Here is a 23797-nt window from a genome sequence, read left to right on the forward strand (position 1 = left end):
CATAACATACGCCAGTTCCGCTATTTGATGGATTCGCTGTCTCGCAAGCCAAGCGCCGGCCAAGGCGGCCAAGCCTTCACCGATGCGATACACGCGCTTCTGTACGCGAATTATAGTTTTTTCCGCAGCTTCGCTTCTAACGTTCCTTCTTCGCTGTTCATTTTATGGGAGGTGCTCCTGCCTTGTCCTCTACGATCCATTTCGCGCTTCCGGACGGCCTCTTTGTCCGCATCCAGGCCGTTGCCGGGCATACGTTCCGGGTACGGGCGGGCTATTCCCCCGATTTCCCCGAGCCTCCTCTCGTCCGCTACGGCTTCATATCCGAAAGCGGCGGCGGAGCGGCATGCGAAGCCGAGCAGCTCGGGCACCGTGTCCTTCTGAAGACGCGCCAGGCGATGCTGGACGTCGACAAGCTAGACGGAACGCTCGTATTGTCGCGCGCGGACGGGACTCTATTGACCAGCAGCGCGGCGCCTCCCCGCTGCGGCACGGCGGACGGCTACGAAGTCGGTCTGCGGATGACGGAGGAGGAGAAATTTTATGGACTCGGCGATACGGTAAAGGATCGTACCCAGCTGCGCGGCCTTCGCTGCGACATAAGACAGTTGAATGACGCCAGCCGGGTGCCGGTCCCTTTCCTGATGAGCAGCCGGGGATGGGCGATTCTCGTCAACACGACACGGCCGCATACGATCGACATCGGCTGTTCGATAAGCGACCGGCTTTCTTTCGGCGGGCAAGAGAGCGAATACGATTATTATTTGATTGCGGGAGAAGGCTGCGATACGCTTCTGGACCGCTTCACGAACTTGACGGGCAGGCCGGCCGTGCTGCCGATCTGGGCGTATGGACTGACCTTTATAAGCAATCAGTATGCCACCGCGCGCGACGTGATCGAGGACGGACTCAACTTTCGCCGGGAAGGCATTCCTTGCGACATGATCGGCCTGGAGCCCGGATGGATGGGGACGATGCGCGATTACTCCACGGGCAAAACCTGGCACCCCGAACGCTTCGCCGTGCCGAGCTGGGATCCGAAAGGCCCCCGCACGTTCATGGGCGCGCTGCAGCGGATGGGCTTCAAGCTGAGCTTGTGGCTGTGCTGCAATTACGACGCGGCCTTCGAGGAGGATCGGCACATAGTTGCGACAACGGGGACGAGACCGGAGGTCGGAATTAGGCCGGAGACGGCAATGGAAACGGAGGCCTCATCCCCGCCTCCCGGAGCAGAGGAGATCTGGTACGGCCATCTGGAGAAATTCGTCGAGCAGGGCGTATCGGCGTTCAAGCTGGAGGGGTATGCCTACGAGAACTATCCGGACAAGCAATGGGCGAACGGCATGAGTGCCGAGGAGACGCACCACCTGTACCATCTTCTGCTCTGCAGGCAAATGCATCGCGGTTATTCCGGTCAAACGGGACGCCGCGCGATGATCTACTCCATGAAGGGGTATACGGGAGTTCAGAAGTATGCCGCCACATGGACCGGCTATCAATATGTGAACCTGATCGAATTGCTGAACCAGAATATGTCGGGGAACGTTAACGCCTTGACCGACATGGAGGTGCATGCGCCCGCCGGCATTCATTTCGGATTTCTGCAGACGTTGTCCCAAGTGAACAGTTGGGCGTATTGGCAGCACCCCAGTCTGCTCGATCCGGGCCTGCTGCAAATGTTTCGCGCGTACGCGAAGCTGCGCTACCGGATGATTCCGTATTTGTACTCCGCCGCACACGCCGCGGCCAGAACCGGTATGCCCGTCATGCGGGCCATGAGGCTGATGTTCCCCGACGATCCCCGGTCGGACGGACTGCTCGAACAATACATGCTCGGCGACGCTTTGCTGGTCGGCTTGACGGAAAACGTTTATTTGCCGGCAGGCGTCTGGATCGACTATTGGACGGGCGAACGCCATACCGGTCCGCAGGAGCTCGCTTGCCGCGTTCCTTCGCATGCCGGCGGTCCCTTGTTCATCCGTGCGGGAGCCATTATCCCCGTATGGCCGGAAATGAGCCATCTCGGGCAAGGCTCCCCGGAGCTGATCGGCCTACAAGTTTATCCGCAAGGATCGAACGAGTATACGCTATACGAGGACGACGGCATCACTTACGATTACTTGGAGCACAAAGTAGCTGTAACGAAAATCGGCTTCCGGTCGGAGGGGTCTCGGTTGGCAATCCGCATTGAACCGCGATGCGGCCAATATGCGGGTATGCCGGAGAAGCGGATGTACGAGCTGTCGATCCACGCGGATGCGGAGCCGTCCGAGCTGCTGCTGAATGGGGCGCCGCTTGCTCTTCATCCCGATGATGCCGGGGACTCCCGAATGACGGACAGTTGGCAGTTTGACCGAGCGTCGTCGCTCATCCGCTTGACCGTCCAAGAGGATCCCGGCAAGCAGCATCCCGTCCGTATCGAGGTAGGTTACGATTCGGACGACATCGGCCGCCCCATGGCGAAACGGACGGCAGGTCTTCCCCCCTCGCCCAAGGCGTCGTCCACGAACAAGCTGATCCGGCAAGTGATTGCCCAAGTCGACGAAGGCTTGGACCGGGAGCTGACGCTGCATCTGGTCGCGGAACGGCTGCACGTGAACTCCTCGCACCTGAGCCGGCTGTTCAAGCGGGAGATGGGCATCCCCTTCTCCGCATACGTGCTCGACAAAAAGATGGAGCGGGCCAAGCAAATGCTGCTCGCCGAACACAAAATCGGAGATGTTGCGGACTCTCTCGGGTTTACGGACTCCAGCCACTTTATTCGCGTATTCCGCAAATATTGGGGAATGACTCCGGGTAAATTGAAAGCTCCCGGTCCTGCCCGCTAGCGGATAAGGCTGCCGGTCCATCAGGATAGGCGGCCTTCCTGACGTCCGACAAACAAGACCGCTCCTTTCCGTACTTTCGGCCAAAAAAGGGGGTGCAAGCGATGCATTCATCGGAAGCCAGCCTGCTCTATGCAGGATACTCCAGACATTCCGAGCCCTATTACGCCAACTTCAAGAAGGGCTTGAATTTTTATTTGTTTCGTCTACAGCTGGAAGGCGGCTGCATGGCATGGATAAATGACCAGTTTACGCCTATCGTTCCCGGCGATTTGCTGTTGTATGGACCGGGCGAAGCCTACGAATTGCAGATCGAACCCCGCAAAGGAGGCAAACGCTCGATCAGCGCCGATATTTATTTCGTCTGCACCGGCCATAAAATCGACGAATGGTGGAGACGCGGATCGTTCCCCACAAAAGTTAACATCTCCTTTGACGATGGACTCATCAATCTATGGAGACATATCGTCTCCGAAAAACGAAAGCGTCCCGGGAAGCGCTCGGACCTGCTCAATTCTTTGGCTTGGGCATTATGCCTTTCCATCGAGCAGGCTGTAAACGAAACGGCTAAAGAGAAGGAAGGGAAAGAAGCATTTATTGCGTACATCATGAAGCAATATATCGAGAAAAACGCAACGAAGCCGCTCACTCTCGAGATCATTTCCAGAAACGCCGGCTTAAGCGTTTCCAGAGCCTGTCATCTCTTTAAGGCTACTTTCGGCCAATCGATGATGGATTACTGTATTGAGATTCGGATGTCCATGGCGTGCGAGTACATCCTGTACAGCAGCCTGTCGCTGGAACGGATCGCGGAATTGGCCGGATTCCGGAACTATCCGTATTTTTGCCGCGCTTTCCGCATGCGTTTCGGGATGTCGCCGAAGCAATATCGGCTTTCGAGATAATCGCGCTGCAAAAAAGCAAAATAAGACCTCGTATCGTTTGCCGGGAAGGCGCGGATACGAGGTCTTACGCCATTACGGTTTCTTCTCCGGCTGGTTCACTTCCACCCGTGCCTCAGCGGTAAACCCGCCATCCCCTGTCTTCACGATGACATAGGCGCTTCCTTTCCGTATTGCCTGTATTTCCCCATCAGCGCTCACTACGGCTACCTCGGGATCGGTTGAATGCCAGATCAGGGATCGGTTTGTCGCATTTTCCGGAATTATGGCGGCCTCCAGCTTGGCCGAATGATGCCCTTTTAACGAAATAACTTGACGATCCAATGTTACCCCGCTAACCGGGGTAATGCCGGCGATGACCAGCGGATCCGTTATCGATCCGGAGCCTCCGGTAATAAGCGGGCTGCGCTTCAGCTTCAACGCGGGAACAACCCCGACTGCCCCGCTGCCAGCGTTGGCGGCCAATATGTTTTCGTTGCCGTATACGACCCTGACCCCATAGGAGCTGTCGGCATACGCATCACGCAGCCAATAGGACCAGTTGCTTTCCGGTTGCAAAGCCGCCGGAATTTTCAGCTCCGATTGGCCGATTGCCTGCAAGGTCGGTTTTTTTGCATGGGTCTCGCCTTTAGCGATCAGGAAGCGGGACAGCTCGCTGATGCTTGGCACAAATACGGTATCCGTCACATTTTTATAGTAAGCCTGCTCGCCGTTTTGCTCGGCGAGAGAAGGGGCGGAGCTCCATGCATGCTTTTCGGTGCCCCCGTCTTTTTGTCCCTGGTCCCGATCGGAGAGCAGTACTTTATGGATGACGGGTTGAATCGCTTCTTTTTCCGCGGAAGTGAAGTCATGCAGGAATCCGGACTCCCTTTCGAAATTGTTGTAAAACCCGAGTACATGATTGTTGTCCGGCGGCTGGTGCGTATAGGGCACCGTCTCCGCTTCGCTGTTCAGCCATTCGCGTATGGTCGATTTCTCCCAATAATTGCTGCCGAAGCCGGCGCGCGAGTCATCGGCCGTATCGGCCGTACCGTCTCCGTCGTAGTCGACTTGGTCCCCGATCGCATCGAAAGGCTTGAGAGAGACGATTCGTTCCGAGAGCAGCAGGCTGCTTCCGTCGGCATCTTGTCCGACTACCTTCCAAACGATCGATTCCCCCCGGTATTTGCCGAACTTCACATATTGACCTTCCGATAGTCCGCCGGGATCGACGTTTTGCGCTTGTACTCCGCCCCATGTAGAGGTCATAAGAGCGGTTGCCAGAGCGAGCGATAACCATCGTTTCTTTTGCGGCATAGCCGTCACTCCTTTCTCCAGTCGTTATTTGACTTGAAACGGAAAATTCGCCGTTCCGACATTGTGATTGCCGTCGTATACGCTCAGAAAGACGCGGTAGTGCCCGGATCTCATCGGCGCATAAAATCCCATTTTATTCGGTTCTCCCGCCTGAACGTCATAAATGATATCCGGGATTTGCCGGGAAGGCTTGCTTGTGTAATCCGCCTTGAACTCGTCCCGGATTTCCCATACGTAGGAGAGAGGGTCCGCTTCCGGATCAAGGGCGACGGCCTTCATGAGGAAAGGGTCTCCCGGGTTTAGCTGCACCTCGGCGGCGACGGACGGATCCAAAGCGAGGTTGCCGTAGGCTCCTCCGCTGAATGTCAATTCCTTGACTGCCGGCGATCGATTGACGGGGTATGTCCCGGTCCAGGCCCGACTGATCTCATCAAAGAGCGGGGTCTTCTTGTGATCTTCCAGCAATAGGTTATACCACGTATGCGTAGTGCCGACTATATCGGCTATTTTGAATACAAATGAACCGACTGCCTTGTCCGGATGGCCCGCGATATGATTCTGGTACCGCTCGTAAATCAATTTGGCCTTTTGGTCGCTGTTCAACTCGATCGGCGCCAATCCGTTTACGTTTTTAACCTCGTACGTTGCATCCGGCCCGAATTCGGTAATCATATACGGACCGTTCCATCCTCCCTCAACGACTACATTTTGATACGCGTTACCAATATGCGTATATGTGTTTACGGCAATGATGTCGATATGCGGCGCAATAGCTTTCACGTTTTTAACCTTAGCCGGACTGGAACCTGCGAGAACCGCAACCGTCGGATGATTGGGATCGTTGTCATGGATAAATTTGCCCAGCTCGTTTACGTGATACCAAACGTCCGCGTTGCCCTTATCCGTTTCGTTGCCGATCGCCCATGCGATAACGGCGGGATGGTCTTTGTATTGCATGACCGCTTGTTTAAACTTGTTTAATTGCTCGGCGATTTTATTTTTGTAGGCCGGGTTGGAATAGTCGATTCCCGCATCCTGCTGCAACAGAAATAGTCCGATCATCACTCCGACCCCATTCTCGTATGCCCGGTCCAATATATCCCATCCGTTCAAAGAATCCTCGTGGTTGTAAGTGCGCAGCGCGTTTCCTCCCATAGTGGCGGTTAACTCCACGTTTTCCGAGCCCGCTACGCCTTTAAGGAAATACGGCTGACCGTTTCTTCGGAGACTGAAGCTGCCATTTCCGTCATGTACGATTTCGACTTTGATCGGTCCGCTGTATCTCGGATTCGGATAAGGTATTGGATCTTGCGTAATCTCCTTCAATACAAGCTTGACGGCATCGGCCGCGATAAGACCGCCGTATTCCCCGGACATCTTAATAAAATAGTTGTCTCCCGACTTGAATTCATAAGTCCCTATATAATTCCACGTCCCGCCGTTCTCCCGCTGATTGACGAAAGGAGAAGAATCGACCGAGTAGTTGCTGTTGGCCGGGCTGTACGCTTCCATTCCGTCCGAGGACTTGATTTGAAGCGGCACCGCTTCAGGCCGTTCCGGACCGGCAGGCCATTTCATATAAATCTCGTACTTTCCGGATGTTTTCATCTTGGAAGTAGACCATTTTGCCGCATTGGATCGGTCGGGGGTCGCATCCGTCACTCTTGCGTAATGGCTTCCCTCATAACCCGCCCCTGTCGTGTCGCTCATCCAGGAACCGGAGACGGAGAACCGTGAATCCGTATTGTCAATCATCATCTCGTCTCCGACGTTGGTCGGCATTTCCGGCGGCGCCGGATCGGGCGGCAAGGCGGAGGTCGGTTTCTTGAAAACAAGCTTCAAGGCATCCGCAACCGTTACCCCGTCGTCGCTTCCCGATATCATCACATAATGCCCGTGCCCGGGAGTGAAGTAGTAAGTACCGATCAAATTCCACCTGCCTCCGAGCTGCTGTTGATTGACCGTTTTGGATGTGGCGAGCCCGAGGTCGAATTTGATTTCCAGCGGAGCTGCATCCGCCTTATCCTCGCCCGCCTCCCATCTCATGTACAAATCGTATTGCCCGGCCGGCATATCGTCCGGAATACTCCATTTGGCCGTGTTCTCCGGATTCCCCGCTGGTCCGGAGGTCACCATGTAATCGCTTCCGTAAACGGCCGCGGTAGCTGTTTTCCGTATCCATGAGCCGGTGGTGGAGAATGGCGAGTATGTATTGTCCAGCACCGTCCCCGGAGGTGTCGGATCGGGCTCGGGGTCCTCGGATGCATGCTTCAATACAAGCTTGACCGCGTCGTAAAATACGTAATCTCCTCCGGCGATATTGGACAGCTTGACATGCTGATCCTCCCCGGCCTGCAGCTCGTAGGCTCCGATATAATTCCATACCCGGCTTCCGACTTGGCTTCCGTTTATTTTTTGATTGACCGTTCTGGACGCGTCCGTGCCATTCTTATGCTTGATTTCCAGCGGAGCGGCCGCCGATCTGTTCGAATGGGATACCCATGTCATGTAAATTTCATATTCGCCGCTGATAGGGATAATCGGCTTCCAAACCCCATACGTTGCCGGATCGTTGCTCGTAAAGTAGTTTGATTCGAAAGCAGCCGAATTTATCGTGTTGCCGCTCCATGTCCCGGGTGACTTCGCAAACGTTCCGCTAAGGTTGACCTGATTGTAATTGTTGCCGTTGTCCACGATAATTTCCAACGGTTCGGCACGAATCGTTTTCGTTTGTCCGAACAGCTGCAGCGCCGTGCAAAGCAGTACGGCAATCAACAGCTTCGCTATTTGCTTCTTTACGATCATTCCGCTATTCCATCCTTCCTGTTCATGTGGTTTTGTGAATACGACGGAAAAAGCCCGCCGGGAACGGCAGGCTTTTCTCGGCCATCGATTACAGCCGCACCTCGCGTCCGGTTTCCGCTGATTCGTAGATGGCACTTAATATTTTTATCATGTCGACACCGTGCTCCGGGGTAAGGATCGGCTTGGCGCCCCGAACAATGCAATCGATAAAATGCTTTAAATGCTCCCCATGCGCGGAGACGTTCGATTTGCCCATAACGGGAATAATATTGGACAGCTGTCCGGCGGTTTCCGTAAATAATTGCAGCTCTCCTCTTTTGATGCTTGAGCCCGCCTTCGTGCCGCGAAGCTCCACAAAGTTCATTTCTTCCCCGATATTCGACGCCCAGCTGAATTCGATTTGCAAGGATGCACCATTTTCGAAGCGGATAAATCCGATAGCCAAATCCTCGACGTCGAAGGTGCCGTCTTCCTTTTTATCGCCGAAGGCGCTATGAGCGGAATCGGATATTTCGTTATTCGCAAACTTGGTGTAGGTTGCTCCCGACACGGCTACCGGCCGCGGATTGCCCATCAGCCAGACGGCGAGATCGATCATATGCACGCCAAGGTCGATCAGCGGTCCCCCTCCCGACAACTCCTTGGTTGTAAACCACCCGCCTTTTCCCGGAATGCCGCGCCTTCGAATCCATCCGCAGCGGCCGGTATAAATATCCCCCATGTTGCCCTGTTCAATATACGTTTTCAAATACCGGGACGCCGGCGTAAACCGGTTATTCCGCATAGCCATCAACACTTTTCCGCTTTGCTTGGCCGCGTCGGCCATTTTCTGCGCTTCCTCCGGGCTCACCGCATCCGGCTTTTCCGTAAACGCATGCTTGCCCGCCTCCAGCGCCGCAATGGCGATCTCGGAATGAAACCGGTTTGGCGTACAGATGTCCACGGCATCGATATCCGGCTGGAGCAGCAATTCCCTATAATCGGCGTATACCCGATCCACGTTGATTTCTTTGGCGATTTTCTCCGCCCTTTCCCGGTTGATGTCGCACACGGCGACAATATCCACCTCCGGATGCTCCAGCAGCGGCTTCAAGTGCGCTCCTCGAAAAATAGCCCCGGTGCCGACGATACCCAACCTTAATTTGCTCATTTTGTATGAACCTCCAACTCCGATAGTAGACGCATTATATTGGTATAGCTGGTGTCGACACAGTCCATGGCGTCGCGCGGACATACGTCCTGCTCCACTACGTACCACTCGACGCCGCTTCGTTCTCCCCATTGCAAGATCGGTTTGAAATCGATGCACCCCGTCCCGATTTCGGCATATGACTGCCCGTCGTCATTCGTCATATCCTTCAAATGAATAATCGGCATCCGGCCCGTGTATGTCTCGATATAGGCAGCCGGATCGAAGCCGACCTTTCGTATCCAGTACACGTCGATTTCCGCCAATATCGGGTTGTCTTCGTCCGGATTCAGCATAAAATCCAAAGCATTCCTTCCATCCACCGTCGTATCGAATTCATAGGCATGATTATGATAGCTGATCCGAAAGCCTCTCTCCCTCAGATGGACGGCCGCATCCTGCAGCGTCCGCTTGATTTGACGATAGCCCGATTCGGTCCGCATACTCGGATGCACGGAAGGACAAATAATGTCTTTCGTCTGAAGCAGCTCGGCTTCTACGACGATTTGGTCCAATTTATTGGCAATTTGATCAAAGCCCACATGCAGTCCCGCCGCTTTCAGCCCTGTTTCGTTAAGGACGGACGCAAGCTCCCGGGGATCATAATCGTGAAAGCCCGCAAATTGCACTCCGGCCCAACCCCTATTTGCCAGCGTGCGAAGAACTTCCGGAAAATGCTGTTGGCACTCCTTGCGCAACGTATACAGCTGTACGGCCAGCTTCTCTCTCATCCCGCTCGCTCCTTTATATAACGGCCTCCTGAAACTTCCCGTTCACGTCTTCGCCCAACCAAGCGCCTTGGCGGACAAGCTGCCTTTGCAGCTCCTCTATATCGATGCCGCGGCTGCTTCGTTTCCCCTGCTTGGCCAACAAGGCCGCAGCCGTACCCGCCGCCTCTCCCATGGCAAAGCAGTTTGGCATGACCCTCGTGGACCCTTGGGTTGCCCGATCGGTGGAGATGGAGCGTCCGGCCACTATGACATTGTCGATACCGACCGGCAGCAGAGCGCGGTACGGGATGCCATGGGATTCCCCCGGGGGTAAATGGGAAACGACCATTCCGCCGGTAGGCTTAGCCATATGAATATCGATAAAATAAGAATTGCGCGCTATATCGTCGGGAAAAGTACGGCATTGCATAAAATCATCGGCGGTAACGACTACATCGCCGACAATGCGTCGCGTTTCCCGGATGCCGACCTGCTCCCCGGTGAGAACTAGAAAGCCGTTTGCGAATCCGGGAATCGTTTGCTTCAGCCACTCTACAATGTGCCGGACCAGATCGCGCCCTTCGATGGCTCCCCGTGTCAAATCCTCCGCCTTCGAGCCGTCAATCCCGAATACGTGACCGAAGTTAAACCCGGCGGTATGATCGTTGACCCAAGAAATACCGGCCCAATCCCGGGCTACCCGCAGCGTGCCTTTCGCTTTGGCCTCATTGATCGCGGCCTTCAGGCTCGGCCCGTGCTCCTTTACATATTCCATATACTTCAAACGGTCGAGATTGCTCATCACAAAGCACATCGTTCCCGGCTGCAGCTCTCCTTCGTCGCCGCCTTTGGCGAATTGCCCTCCGGCATGGTAGGCGAGATCCGCATCGCTGGAAGCGTCCACGAATATTTTGGCTTTAACGGCCTGAGTGCCGGTCTTGTTATGGATAATAGCCGCCTCGACTATTCCATTTCCGTGAATGACATTGCCGACGAAGGTGTGGTACAGGATGTTTACCCCCGCCTCCATCATCTTGTCATCCAGCAGCTTTTTGAGAACTTCCGCATCGATGGGGACCCAATTGAGCTTATCCCCCCAAATGGCTTGAAACTCCGGCTCCATCCGGGACTTCATTTCATTCAAAATTTCAAGTCCGATGCCCCGGATCACCGGCTTCTTCCCGTCGGTATACGGACACCAAGCCGGCACCTGGGCAACCGTCGCCATGCCGCCGAGGTATCCGCGCTGCTCGATGAGCAGCACGGAAGCTCCATTTCGCGCCGCGGCCAACGCAGCCCCGACACCTGCGGGTCCTCCCCCGGCTACAAGCACGTCCACGTCGGCATACACGGGGATATCCATGGCGGGAATCGTCATTCGTTTCGTCACGGCTTCCAATCCTCCTATTTTTTCAGCTCGGCCTCGATATATTTGTTGATTTCTTCATCCGCTTCGCGCAGCGCCGTATTCGTGTCCTTCTTGCCTGTCATGATCGCTCTTAAAGCCTCATTCGCGATAGCTCTCGCTTTTCCGTCATATTTCCCCGCGGTTACCGGCGTGCCGACGGAATCCTTGAAGAGAGCCTCCAAATTTTTGCCTTTGGCGTAGGTCAAATCGCCGGCATACACTTTTTTCGCATCCTCGTTTTTGACGACCGGAATATATCCCGCCTTTGCGCGCAACGTTTGCACTTCATCGGACAGCCAATACGCGAGAACCTGGAAGGCCGCATCCTGCTGCTTGCTCGTCGGTGCGATTCCGAGAATAGGCGAGTTCATCTGATTGTTGCTTGGCGTTCCCTTGATCGTCGGATAAGTCACGAGGTCAAAGTCAAGGCCCGACTGAACGGCGGCTTCCAAAGTCGTATTATTGAGATTGAACAGGTTCGGACCGGTCCGCATGGCGAGAATTTGTTCCTTCAGAAATTGGTTTTGCTCGGAATAAGCCCCGGCGCTTTCGTTGCCCGGTATGTTGAAAAAGGAGGCGTGCAAATCCATCCATCTTTTCCACGGATCGGTGTTGACGGATCCCTTCAACGTTTTATAATCTACGAAGGTTTGCCCCAGCTGGTTTTTGTAGACGATATTCAACTCGTTGAAGTTGAACCCCTTATATTGGATGCCGTCCGTATGTCTCGTCATTTTCTTGGCGATTTCATATACGTCGTCCCAGTTCATCCCATCCTTCGGATAAGGCACCGCGAATTTATCGAACAATGCTTTGTTATAAAATAGAGCATGATTATTCAATACAAACGGGAACACGGGGATATCTCCGTTGTCACCGTATGATTTCAAAGTTTCCATAACGCCCGGCACGAACCGGGTCGTGTCGAAGCCATGCTTTTTCATCAACGGATTCAAATCCGTATATACGCGAAGCTCCTTGTTCGTGTACAGCTCGCCCAACGGCGCATAGATAAGATCGAACTGCTGGCCGGCCGTGAGCAATGCGGCAAGCGTTTCTTCCTTTTTGGTCGTCGCCTGAACGACATTAAGAGTAATATGCGGAAACTTCTTCTCCGTCAATTGTTTGGCCATAGCGGCCCAAGGCACGTCCTGATGGCTGTTCAGAAACGATAAGGTGATCGGCTGCGGGGCGGCCTCCTTCTTCGGCTGCTCTCCGTCGACATTCGGTTGAGCGCTTTCCCTTTGACCGCAAGCCGTAGCGATTAAGGACACAGTCACTGCAAGCAGCAGTATTTTTTTAGAATTCATCTTGAAACCCCTTTCTTGATTTATTCTACTCGGATGTTGCTTCGCGCTGCATCCACATTCATTATATTTCGCATGGATCGCGCCTGAGAATGATGTATCTTCCTGAAACTTGACTTATATTGCTGTTCTTTTCCGGAAGGAGTTGACGCCGCGATCGTCGAATGACTTGGAGCAAGCGCATCATCCGGGAGGCGGACAGATGGGAGCATATCCGATTACGATCGTGTATCAGGACTACTGGAAGGAAAAACCGCGATTTATCAAGTCCAGGGCCAACGAGCCCCGCTGGCTCATGTTCGCCGTGGAGGACGGCCGGTTTACGTATCAGATCGACGATGTGGGAGGAGAAGCTGCCGCCGGGGATATCGTGATTTGCCCCCCGTGCATGGAGTTTCGGCGGGAGGTCGTCGCGCCGCTTTCGTTTCATTATTTCGTTTTTCATACTCACGATAACAGTGAACCCGGCGAAGGAAGATCGATCGATTTGCTTCGCAGCCTGTTCTCGTTCAAATATACGGCGAGCGAGCAGGATCGCCTGTTCAACAATTTCCGGCTGCTGAGCCGCATGTCCCGGACCCAGGATGCCCAGAGCAAGCGGTGGATGCAGCATTTCGTCAACGACATTTGGGTGCTGTTCCATTTGGATGCGGAGCAGCTGGCTACGCAAGACCGGCTGGCCGAGGACAAGCTGATGAAGGAAGCCAAGGCGCTCATCGACCATCATGCTTTCCGCGAGGTCCGGCTGCAGGACATTGCCGCCCTGCTGCACATCCATCCGGTGCAGCTGAGCCGGAGGTTCCAGCATGTATTCGGAATAGCCCCCTCCCGCTACCTGATCTCGGTCCGGATGGAGAAGGCCAAGCGCCTGCTCGTGCAGACGGAGTATACGCTCGACCATATCGCCAGGCTGTGCGGGTACGAGAACGGTTTTTATTTCAGTCGGGTGTTTACCCATTACAGCAAAGTAAACCCGTCGCAATACCGCAAAATGTACGGGATTGGTTCGCCTTGAGTGCGACAAAGAAAGGAGAGCCGAATGAAAACTTTCTATCTCCTTAGACATTGTAAAGCGACAGGTCAAGAGCCTGAATCCGCCCTCACTCACCTGTTCGATAAAATTTGGTGAGGACTTAGATAAATTCGGCATCACGCGGATGATTTTGACGCTCGCTGGCCGACTCTCAGGTTCATCCGTCCGAGCGGACGTCCCTCCGGGATCGCCCCACCCTTTCAAGGCACCGCAAACATAAATAATCCACGTCGTCTGACGTGGATTATTTATGTTTGGCGGACACCAGCGGGATCGAACCGCTGAGCGCATCGCTGCCAGCGATGCGATCTCCCGCCTTCATGTCACCTGTGCCGACACAAGTTCTGCGTATTTTCCGCCTAGTGCCAGTAACTCCCCGTGAGAGCCTTGCTCCACGATTCGCCCCCCGTCCATCACCAGGATTCTGTCAGCCTGAACAATGGTGCTAAGCCGTTGAGCAATGACAATCCGGGTACATCGGAGCGACGCGAGCGCTTCCTGGACGTACGCTTCGGTGACCGTGTCCAATGCGCTTGTTGCCTCGTCCAGCAGTAAAATAACCGGATCGTGGACCAGCGCCCGAGCCAGGGCCAACCGCTGCCGCTGCCCTCCGGAAAGTGTTGTTCCCCCTTCCGCCAACAAGGTTTCATAGCCCATCGGCATGTCGAGAATATCGTCATGAATCTGCGCCAGACGAGCTGCCCGGATGACGGACTCTATCGGTAGGGCCGGATCGGGAAGCGCAATATTGTCCCTGATGGTTGCAGCGAACATGTAGGGATGCTGGGGCACGATGCCGATTTGACGACGAACGGAGCGAAGGTCCAGTTCAGCCAGACGGATGCCGTCATACAGGATTTGCCCCCTGTTTGGCAGGTACATTCCCAGCAGCAGGCCGGCCAAGGTGGATTTTCCCGATCCGGAGCGCCCGACAATGGCAACGAACTCACCGGGACGAATCTCAAGGGACACGTCCTGTATGGCCTCCTCCGATAAAGGACCATATTGGAAAGAAACCCCCTGCAAGCTGATGCCGCCCATCAAATTTCCTGACTTCCTTACCTTGGACAGATCCTGTTCCGGCGGCTTATCCAAGACATCGTTCAACCTGTCGATATAACTGCGAACTTGCTCCAACTGGACGGCGGTCGTAAGCAGGCTCGAGAGAGGGACCAAAAAGCCTCCGGCCAGTGCGCTGAGCGCCAGCATACTGCCGAGCGTTAGACTCCCCTCCAATACTTGGACGCCTCCGACCACCAGAATCAAAAGCGGCGACCCCATACGAATCGTACTGAACAGTGATTCTACGTTAGCATGGAGCCGGTCCCGTTTCAGCAGCTGGTTCACCTCATGAATAAAAAGCCCGGACCAGTGCCTGACGGCACGTTCTTCCGCGCCCGTCGCCTTGAGCGTCTCCATCCCTGCCAGCACCTGTACCAGGTATGCGCTGGAACGGGCGTTAGCCTCCAACCCGACAATTGTTAATTCGCGGAGACGCCTCCGGGATGCGAGAAAGATGCAGATTTGAACCAGCCCCAATCCGAGGGTGACCCATCCAAGGGTTGGGTTCGCAACGAGGAGGATCATCAAATAGGTGATGACCAACCCGCCATCCAGAAGCGTCGAGACCGTACCGGAGGTTAACATCTCTCGCAGTACGGTGTTGCTTCCGACTCTGGACATGAGATCGCCCGATGTCCGGGATTGAAAAAAGGTGTACGGAAGGTCCATCAGATGCGTAAGGAATCCTTCTGTCATCTTCCGGTCCAGGATGCTCCTTAGATGGAGCAGCAAATGTGACCGAACCAGTGAAGCCAGCAGTTGAAAAAGGACAATGGCGAGCAGCCCGACAGACAACACAGTCAGCAGCGAGTAGTGGTGTCCAGGCAGAACTCGGTCCACCAGGGCGCCGGTCAGAACAGGCAGGGCGAGTGCAAGGATTTGAATCAAAACGGACATCAGCACAATCTTGATCAACAGGCCGGGAGACTGGAATACGATTTTGAGATGCCGCCATAAGGGCTGCTCCGTGTGCTTCGACGGCTGGAAGCCGTCACCCGGCTCCAGCAGAAGGGCGACGCCTGTGAAGGAACGGCGAAACTGTTCCATCGGGATGATCCTGCGTCCGAAGGAAGGATCGACGATCTGAACACCATGCGGAAAAATCCGTTCAAACACGACATAGTGATTGAAGTTCCAGTACAGGATGGCACCGGGAGCGAGGTCCTGCAGGTAGTCAAGCTCAAAGGTCACTCCGTTTCCATCGAGGCCAAACCAGTGGGCGGCCTTCAATAGAGACCGGGCATCTAATCCGTCCCGTCCGGAGCCTGTTGCCTGACGTACTTCATCGAGCTTGACGGACATGCCGTAGAAACATAAAACCATCGCCAGACATGCTGAGCCGCAATCCGCCGTCTCCATTTGAAGGATGACCGGAATCTTGCGTCTGAACCGTATCCGGTTATCCAAGGAAGCCACCTCCGAACAGCGTTTCAAGATAAGGCAGTCTGCCTGACAGGACGAGTCCCGCAACGATGGCGCTAACAGAGATGACAAACCAAAACGTACAGTTCACCCAGACCGGAATCGGTTCAATTTCAGTCTCCTTGACTTGTTCCTCGTCCCTATGGGCAAGCGCCTCCTCTCGGAACACGACTCATCTCCCTCCTCTTGTTCGAGCCGACCATGACTCGTAAACCCGGGCCAAATAGTCATAGAGAACTAGCTCTTGGGCACGATGAGCCGAGCGCAACAACCGGTTCACATGCATATGAATGAAACTCGCCGCCAATTGGTCGACGGAGGGAAAACCAGTGCCCGGCCGTTGTAATGCCTGCAAATGCTCTGCCGCTGCTATGATTCGTTCCGACCGTTGCCGAAGGATGGCGAAACCCGGCGCCAGCCAATGGCCGCTGTCCGGATAGGCCGTAAGGTCCTCCTCAATAACGTGCCGTTCCTTGCGAAACCGTTGTCCCAGTTGGATCCTTAAGGCTCTGTCCATTCCGAACTCCTTCGCAAATCCGTCCCGAGCACGGCTAATCACCTTATACTTCTTATCCATGTCCAACCCCAGATCATCCAGGAGCAGGTGAATTCCCCGAAGGGCAAGCCGCCAACGGGCATCCCCGTCGTCCCTATGGAACGCCTCGATCAGAGCCAGGACAGCTTCGCTGTCCATGCGGAAAAGCTCCTCCGCTGCCCTTATTCCCTCCGGACCGCCGTATCGATTCCACTCCGGGACATAGGTGTCAAGTTGAACTCCCCAAACACTGCCGTCATTCAACAACGGAGCAGCCGCCGCCCGAAGAGCCGGGAGGACCTCCGTCAAGAGTCTCTGAGGGTTTCCGTGGAGACGCAGACGCAGATGAAAATCAGGGTCGGTATAGCGGATAAAAAACCAGCGGTCAGCCGCACCGGATTGCAAAGCATTGGCGGTAACCGGACGGATAACTTCCCGCAGCACCCGGTCCGCGGTAGCTGTACCGGTATAGAGCTTGGCATAGAGCCACTCCGACCCCGGAAGAAATGTGCGGCGAGACGGGGAAATTTTCGATGCCGCCGGTCGCTGGGGCGCATATACGGCAAGGTCTGCCGACTCCGCTTGGCGCACGAAGGGAATCACCAGTTCATGGACGAAAGAACCTTCGGGTCCGGAGGCAATCAGGCGGTCGGGCGATGGGAACAGCTCCGTCAATTTTGCTTCATCTCGCCCTTTTACCAAATCAACGAACGATTCCAAACTAAGGACATTATCCAGGTCCACAGGCAGCTCATTGTCGAAATCCGCAAGAACAAACAGCCGCGGAATCCCCCTTTTGGCTGCCCATTCCCGTACATATCTGCAGCGGGCTGCTCCCTGAAACTCGCCTAGGGCACGAAGCTCCGCCTTCGTGACATGCCACTGAGCCCTGGAGAGCACGAGCCGCCCATGAACCACTCGGGGCAGGAACGGACAAGTCGACAGCGGTCCCCAATTCCAACCGAAACTGGAAGAAACCCCCTCTGACTGCAATGAACATAGAAACCGATAAATGCCCAGTCCGGGCAAATCAAAGTTATGGGCCGTGGACATACGGGGAATGACTTGCTTCCGGAGTCGTACGGAGCGGAGGATGATGCGCTCGCCTTCAACCGAGACGGTCAGATCGTCAATAGGAATCTGTTTCTCTATGGGAGCGCCCGACCGGCCCAGATACGCGATCTCGTATTCGCGGAGCACGGGGCGAGCGATTACATTGCCTATACGTCCCTCCGGCAAATGCACAATTTCGGCAAAGACGGCGTCGGACCTAAACGCCTCCTCCTCCCGCAAGTGATGGCGTACGTGGCGGCAGAGAACCTGGTCAGCCGAGCAAAATCGCCCAAGCTGCCGCGCCCCGGAGGGACCGCCTCCCCCCTTCAGCCAGACTTGAAAATCCCCATGTTCCACTGCATCGGTCGTGGAGGCCGCCAGCCTTGCCGTCACGGAAAATGCATCCGGCAGCGGCAGCGGGATTTCTTCCCCAGCCATCTCATCGATTTCTTCCGTATCGATCGATATCTCCCGGGCTCCGGACGAGAGCGCCTCGGCCAACTTGCGAAGCAGCACTGCATGTGGTTTCCCCCACTGTCTGCTTTCGTTGCCGGACGAGGGAAAAACCAAACCCCCTATTAAAGGAGAAGGCTCCACATGGGCGGCATCCGCTTCACGGAAGCCTATCCCTGTCTCTTCATCGAGCGCCTCCGCCAAGGCGACCTCTTGGTCCCCGTATCGGGTAAGGAAAGTCTCACGGAACCGGTCCAGGAAGCTTTTCTGCGATAGTCGGCTCAAGCGATGAAGGATCTGAATCCCCCTGGTGATTTCCTCAAGAACCTCTTGCCCGACGGTCAAGTCAGGTGTCGGCTTGGTCATATCTACTTGGAATAATCGCGGCAGTTCGACCTTGGCCGGCAGGCGGGTCATGCGTTCCCCGATTTCCCGGTAGCGCCCCGGATCGATCCCCAGCCCTGAAGCGTCCAGCTCCTCCAAATCCTTCTCCACCTCAGTCAGGTGCTTTGCCGCTTGTGCAGTGGCGGGATCGCGCTCCAGCCGCGAGATTAATTCGCGAATCGCCTCTGCATCGGTAACTGCGGGCACAATGTCGGGCATCAGGATCTGGCTGTCGATCAATTCGTGGAGGTAATCTACGCCCTCTTCCGGGGTTATCTCCGGATCATGCGCCACCAGAGCCTCCACGAGAGAACAAAAACCGGCTCCGGCTTGGGCACGTTCCAACACCCGATCCAAATATTCCGTCGGATTCACCGCTACTAAATGAGAAGAGCGGTTCGCGCCATGGAGACGGGCTTCCGCATATCTATACCGTCCTGCTGTCCGGTAAAGGCTGGAGTTCGGATAGTAGGTGAATGAACTGCGGATGTCCCGGATCTTCCCGAGCGTCTCCGCAAGCGAAAAGATATAATCCATGTCAAGCCTTGTATGGCGTTGATAGGCATGAATAGGAGGAAGGAGCATGCTGGTCTGTCTGCCGACGGTACCGATGGAATATCCGGCAAAGAGCCCGAACGGCGTCGCCCGCCCTGACATGCGGCACACATATCGAACCAGCGCCGATTCAATATTTTTCCCGCGTTCGCTCGCCGGAGCCTCGACCCACAGACGGATCTGATCTTCCAGGTCCGGCGAAGCCAAGAAAATGGCCTCCCGTATGTCAGGACGGGCCACGAATGCCCGGAGACGGTCACGCAAGAGGGACTGATCCACACAATAGGAGGTATCCCATGCATCGGAGTTGTCTACGGCCATATGCGATTCTGTTCCTTTACTCCACGCGATCAGTTCTTCGAACGGGAGCAGCGGGGTGCGTAAAACGAAAAAACCCGCCGGTCTAAAGCAAGGCGAATGCCGATGCACAATCATGGTCTCCTCCTGAAATACCGAGAAGGGACAGGATACGTCTCCCGCCCCTTCATCGATACCGGTATTAGTTCTGTGTTACTTTGTTGCCCCAGAAGAATCGTTTGTGCACCCAAAATAGAGCGTCGCCGCCCTGCCGCCGACTACGTTCTTAATCTCGGACTCCGTGAGCACGCGAACGGTCTCCTTGTGAAGAACCAGTTTCTTGGCGATTTTTTGATCCTTTTTATCCACCTTCAATCACCTCCTTTCCGAGCGTATTGAGAATGAGTTCCCAACAGGCTCCACCGGTATACATACCGCAAATGCATATATAACGGTGGAGCCCGGGGAACACTGCCGATAGTCTTACATAGAAGATACGAGAAACATGCGATCCCAAGCAGGCTCGACCGGCGTACACGCAGCTAGAAGCGTTAAAGCGGTTCCGGCGCTGCCGCAGAGAATTCCAGGGTCGGCGGCCCGCTCCGTTTGCTCCCGCAGCAAAGATACGGTTTCTTCAAGCCAGAATCGCGCCGCTTGCCTCAGCACCTCATCCCCTGTCATCTGGAACATGCGGTTGTAAAGGTGTGCCAACCCGGCGGTACCCTGGCAAAAACCCGCATCCTCCATCCCGCAAGCCTCATACGGCCGAGTTGCTGCATGCCGGGCGACGGCGAGAGCCTCATTCCTCCACCTTGTGTTTTCAGCACCTCTCGCAGCAATCATCAGCGCCATCGCGATCCCCGGATCCCCATAGTCCCATGCGGCCCCGGCTACCGGTTCAGGCTTAACTCCAGGAGTGAACGCGCCGGGGAAGAGCCCCGTTGCCGCCAAATCCAGCCGTTGTGCCAAAAGCCACGGGACGGCTCCAGCCAGAAGAGACTTGCATTTTTGTTCGGCAACCCCTGCACGGCAGGCTGCGCCGAGGAGTGCGATAACACCTGGAACTCCGTGCGCCATTCCCAAGTTATAATAGCCTTGGGGGCATAACTTTCGAACCCGCTCCGGGAGTGACTCCGGCGGAATTTGCCAACCGATCCCCTGAGGCGTTTCTACAGCGATTTCCGAAAGCCGATCAATCACACGCTCCAAGCACGTAACTGCCGAAGCGGAGGGCAGCCGCTCCAGAAAGTAAATCCCATATCCGACCAATCCGTCGATCAGGCCGTAGTCGCCTCTCCAGGGAGTACGGTTCACATAATCCAGGAGTACGCCGTCCGCCTCGGCAAAGGGATCTTCGAAATCAAAATCGCCAAGCTGTTCCTGAAGATGGGCAAGAGACCACGCTATACCTGTAAAACCGCCATGTAGAGCTGAAGACATAGGAGCAGCCGCAGCCTTGTTCATGGCTTGCTCAAGAAGCTCTGCGGCAGTAGAGGCATCATCGCCGGACCGTACTCGATCCAAATAGGCGAAAAAAACCGCTAAACCGCAAGTACCCTCGCTCAACGTCGGATTTTCGAAAAGGGTCAGATCCGGCTCGGCGGATCTTTTATTCTTGCGCCAAGAAGCCCGGAGACTTTCTGCAATTCCATCAACTGCTTCCAGGGCACGGGTCCTCGCATTTCCTTCCAAAATCGGACTCCACTCGATTGACAAAAGCTCATCACCTCGAATCCATCCGCGGCTTTCCAATTTATCCCGCCGACACTCAAAATGATATTGGATTCTTACAACACCAGCTAGTTACAAACTGTCATAATCTCTGTCACTCTTTTTTGTCGTGTCTGATCCGTCTTAGGACCCTTTTTTTACCGTCATCCAATAACGTACGGGACTTACGCCCTAAAGATGAAACCCATGATGGGCGTACAAAGAAAAACCTTCCGGGGAAATTGAAGTGGTTTCATGATCGGTATTGGTGGAGCCAAGGGGGGTTCATCTCAATAGCTTCGATGCCCCAGGAATGAATGTCCGAATTTCAATTGAACCTGCCTTCAATTGAACCTGCTTCGAAGCTCATTCGACGAAGCAGATCGCAGCGGAAGATTCAGACGCCGTGCTCCTCCGCTTTCGCTCGTCTGCGCGTACGAACCCCGGGGTTCGCCCCCTTTCATTGCCCACCAAAACAAAAAATCCACCTCTTGTCGAGGTGGGATGATTGAGTAGATATGGATTTGATAAAAGTTATTGACATAAGAACGACCTCGGTGATATATTGTGCATACACAAAATACACAATTTTGAAATGGAGGAGACGATATGCTGGCATTAGATATCAAAAATTTAAATAAAAAATATGAACATTTTCATTTAAAAAACGTAACTTTTCAACTGGAAAAGGGTTATATTATGGGATTTATCGGAGCCAATGGTGCGGGAAAAACAACCACCATCAAATCCATTTTGAATTTGATACGTATGGATAGCGGCGAGATTCATATTTTAGGCAAGAACATGGACGAGCATGAAGTTGAATTGAAACAAGAGATTGGCTCTGCATTTGGAGACATCAACTTTTATACGCGCAGTAAAATCAAAACGTTAACGAGTGTGATCAAAAGGTTCTATTCGAATTGGAATGATGAAACCTATTACAAGTATTTGAAAAAATTCAACTTGATTGAAGACAAAAAAATAGCTGAATTATCAACCGGCATGAAAGTAAAATACAGCTTGGCCATTGCCTTATCACACGGCGCAAAGCTTCTGATTCTGGATGAACCAACAAGCGGACTTGATCCGGTTGCCAGAGACAATTTGCTAGATATTTTTCAGGAGCTGGTGCAAGATGGAGAGATCAGCATCCTGTTTTCAACTCATATCACATCTGACTTGGAAAAATGTGCGGATTATGTTACCTATATCCACAACGGACAAATTATCAACAGTGCGGAAAAGGAAGAATTTATCGATACGTATCGCTTGTTGAACGGTAAGAAAGAGCAATTGGATATGGTCAAAAACCATCTAATCGGCTACAAAACAAATTCTTTTGGCTTTACAGGCTTGATCCATACAAAAGACTTTGATCCATCATCAGATATCAAATCATCCGTACCGAATCTTGAGGAGATTATGATCTACTGCTCGAAAAAGGAGGATATGTATGTATAACTTATTAATGAAAGAATTAAAGTTAGGCGTAAGTCCTTTTTTTTATATCATGCCTTTCTTGACAGGCGCCTTAATGCTAATTCCCGGATGGTTATATTTCCTTGTCATCCTTTACTTTTGTTTTATTACGATACCGAACATGTTTGCAGGCTATAAAACTCAGAACGATTTAATATTTTCAAGTATGATGCCTGTAACCAAAAAAGACATTGTAAAAGCAAGGGTGTCCGTTATTGTAATCCTGGAGGTAATGCATATTGTTATTGCCATGATCTATGGCGTGATAACGCTACATTTGTATCCGAATCTTAAGTACATTTTCTTCTCACCCTCCTTTGGTTTCTGGGGACTCTGTTTTGTCATGCAGGCGATTTTCAACATTATTTTTATCACCATGTATTACAAGACGGCGTATAAATACGGAGCGGCAGCGTTTATAGCCATTGCAGCTGCTATGCTGTTTGCCGGGGGCGCAGAATGGCTCGGCATACAAAATCCGTTCGTATTTGATCTTCTCAAAGGAACTGGTGCTGACAATTTGACCATTCAACTATCCATCCTGATCACGGGTATCGTGATATTTGCGATTTTTACGATAATCGCTTATTATATTGCCAACAAACGGTTTGAGAAAGTGGAAATATAATGAACATAGCGATTTCGAACACATCTGATAAACCCATTTATCAGCAGCTTTTTGAACAAATCAGCGCACAAATTCTCAAGGGCGAACTAGAAAATGGGTATAATTTGCCACCCATACGACAAGCGGCTACGGAGCTTCGTGTTAGTATCATTACCGTCAAAAAAGCGTGGGAAGAACTCGAACGACATGGTTTGATTTACACCGTAACCGGCAAAGGATGTTTTGTCGCTGATCTCTCACCCGATGAGATGCTTCAAAAATGCAATGAAATGATCCTGAAGCAGATGGTTATTGATACTTCCTATTACAAATCCTTTGGCCTCACAATAGATGAAGTTTATGAGCTTTTGAAGGAAGTTTATTGAACGTGTAGAAATGAACAGAAAACCACCTCCTATGGACGTGGTTGATTTGTTTTATTGGCGGAGCCGAGGGGGATGCCACTCGCAGTGAAACCCAATAAGATGTCCGAATCCTGATTTAAATTGCTGACGAAGCGAATTCGACGAGGACTTTTAGCGGTGGATTCAGACGCCGTGCTCCTATTAGTGAAGGTATCCTGCGGAACCTTCACTTTGTTTCATCCGCGCGGACGAACCCGCAGGGGTTCTCACCCCATGGCCTCCAAATGAAAGAAGCACCACAACCAATAGGTTGAGATGCTTCTTTTCATTATGGAGCCTAGGGGGATCGAACCCCTGACCTCATCGCTGCCAGTGGAGCGATCTCCCAGCTAAGCTAACT

General features: G+C 53.5%; 17 protein-coding genes. 6 read left to right on the forward strand and 11 right to left on the reverse strand.

The genetic code is table 11. The annotated features are described in order from the left end of the window. Positions 1-182 precede the first annotated feature (182 nt). Positions 183-2825, forward strand: a complete 2643-nt coding sequence (locus FE784_RS20340; protein WP_176706386.1) for a TIM-barrel domain-containing protein — start codon at positions 183-185, stop codon at positions 2823-2825. Between the two features lie 101 nt (positions 2826-2926). Then, on the forward strand, positions 2927-3727 hold the full coding sequence (locus FE784_RS20345) for a helix-turn-helix transcriptional regulator (RefSeq protein WP_139604066.1): 801 nt from the start codon (positions 2927-2929) through the stop codon (positions 3725-3727). 72 nt (positions 3728-3799) lie between these two features. On the opposite strand, the gene FE784_RS20350 is transcribed toward FE784_RS20345, so the two are convergent. From FE784_RS20350 to FE784_RS20375, 6 genes are all read right to left on the reverse strand, one after another. Next, positions 3800-5020, reverse strand: coding sequence for a DUF6273 domain-containing protein (locus FE784_RS20350; protein WP_139604067.1), 1221 nt, complete (start codon positions 5018-5020; stop codon positions 3800-3802). A gap of 24 nt (positions 5021-5044) precedes the next feature. Further along, entirely contained in the window at positions 5045-7825 is a 2781-nt protein-coding gene (locus FE784_RS20355) for a golvesin C-terminal-like domain-containing protein (protein ID WP_139604068.1), read from the reverse strand. An 88-nt stretch (positions 7826-7913) separates the two neighbouring features. Next, the gene (locus tag FE784_RS20360) at positions 7914-8975 is read right to left on the reverse strand and encodes a Gfo/Idh/MocA family protein (RefSeq protein ID WP_139604069.1); all 1062 of its coding nucleotides are present in this window, start codon (positions 8973-8975) and stop codon (positions 7914-7916) included. Then, on the reverse strand, positions 8972-9745 hold the full coding sequence (locus tag FE784_RS20365; protein ID WP_139604070.1) for a sugar phosphate isomerase/epimerase family protein: 774 nt from the start codon (positions 9743-9745) through the stop codon (positions 8972-8974). Before FE784_RS20365 ends, FE784_RS20360 begins: the two co-directional genes overlap by 4 nt. A 13-nt stretch (positions 9746-9758) precedes the next feature. Then, the gene (locus tag FE784_RS20370) at positions 9759-11114 is read right to left on the reverse strand and encodes an FAD-dependent oxidoreductase (protein ID WP_246132108.1); all 1356 of its coding nucleotides are present in this window, start codon (positions 11112-11114) and stop codon (positions 9759-9761) included. A gap of 14 nt (positions 11115-11128) precedes the next feature. Continuing rightward, entirely contained in the window at positions 11129-12442 is a 1314-nt protein-coding gene (locus FE784_RS20375) for an ABC transporter substrate-binding protein (protein ID WP_139604071.1), read from the reverse strand. 199 nt (positions 12443-12641) lie between these two features. Here FE784_RS20375 and FE784_RS20380 point away from each other — a divergent pair, with 199 nt between their 5' ends. After that, the gene (locus FE784_RS20380; RefSeq protein ID WP_139604072.1) at positions 12642-13454 is read left to right on the forward strand and encodes an AraC family transcriptional regulator; all 813 of its coding nucleotides are present in this window, start codon (positions 12642-12644) and stop codon (positions 13452-13454) included. Positions 13455-13790: 336 nt separating this feature from the next. Here FE784_RS20380 and FE784_RS20385 read toward each other — a convergent pair whose 3' ends face one another. The 5 genes from FE784_RS20385 to FE784_RS20400 all read right to left on the reverse strand — a co-directional run bounded on the left by FE784_RS20385 (position 13791) and on the right by FE784_RS20400 (position 20949). Beyond that, positions 13791-15941: a peptidase domain-containing ABC transporter gene (locus FE784_RS20385; RefSeq protein ID WP_218103793.1), complete on the reverse strand. Its 2151-nt coding sequence runs from the start codon at positions 15939-15941 to the stop codon at positions 13791-13793. Continuing rightward, entirely contained in the window at positions 15934-16125 is a 192-nt protein-coding gene (locus tag FE784_RS20390) for a hypothetical protein (protein WP_139604073.1), read from the reverse strand. Before FE784_RS20390 ends, FE784_RS20385 begins: the two co-directional genes overlap by 8 nt. A 3-nt stretch (positions 16126-16128) precedes the next feature. After that, entirely contained in the window at positions 16129-19371 is a 3243-nt protein-coding gene (locus FE784_RS20395) for a lantibiotic dehydratase (RefSeq protein WP_139604074.1), read from the reverse strand. 75 nt (positions 19372-19446) lie between these two features. After that, positions 19447-19602 carry a class I lanthipeptide gene (locus FE784_RS41025; RefSeq protein ID WP_176706387.1) on the reverse strand — a complete coding sequence of 52 codons (156 nt, stop codon included), beginning with the start codon at positions 19600-19602 and terminating at the stop codon, positions 19447-19449. A gap of 114 nt (positions 19603-19716) precedes the next feature. Continuing rightward, positions 19717-20949: a lanthionine synthetase C family protein gene (locus FE784_RS20400; RefSeq protein ID WP_176706388.1), complete on the reverse strand. Its 1233-nt coding sequence runs from the start codon at positions 20947-20949 to the stop codon at positions 19717-19719. 603 nt (positions 20950-21552) lie between these two features. Between FE784_RS20400 and FE784_RS20405 the strand changes: the two genes are divergently transcribed. Genes FE784_RS20405 through FE784_RS20415 form a run of 3 tightly spaced genes read left to right on the forward strand, consistent with a single transcriptional unit; the run spans position 21553 to position 23418 of the window. Then, entirely contained in the window at positions 21553-22407 is an 855-nt protein-coding gene (locus tag FE784_RS20405; protein WP_139604076.1) for an ABC transporter ATP-binding protein, read from the forward strand. Beyond that, complete coding sequence (locus FE784_RS20410; RefSeq protein WP_139604077.1) at positions 22400-23053, forward strand: ABC-2 transporter permease; 654 nt, start codon at positions 22400-22402, stop codon at positions 23051-23053. Before FE784_RS20405 ends, FE784_RS20410 begins: the two co-directional genes overlap by 8 nt. Then, on the forward strand, positions 23053-23418 hold the full coding sequence (locus FE784_RS20415; RefSeq protein ID WP_139604078.1) for a GntR family transcriptional regulator: 366 nt from the start codon (positions 23053-23055) through the stop codon (positions 23416-23418). Before FE784_RS20410 ends, FE784_RS20415 begins: the two co-directional genes overlap by 1 nt. Positions 23419-23797: the final 379 nt, after the last annotated feature.

Origin of the sequence: Paenibacillus hemerocallicola, assembly GCF_006265175.1 — a bacterium.
Taxonomy (GTDB): domain Bacteria; phylum Bacillota; class Bacilli; order Paenibacillales; family NBRC-103111; genus Paenibacillus_AB; species Paenibacillus_AB hemerocallicola.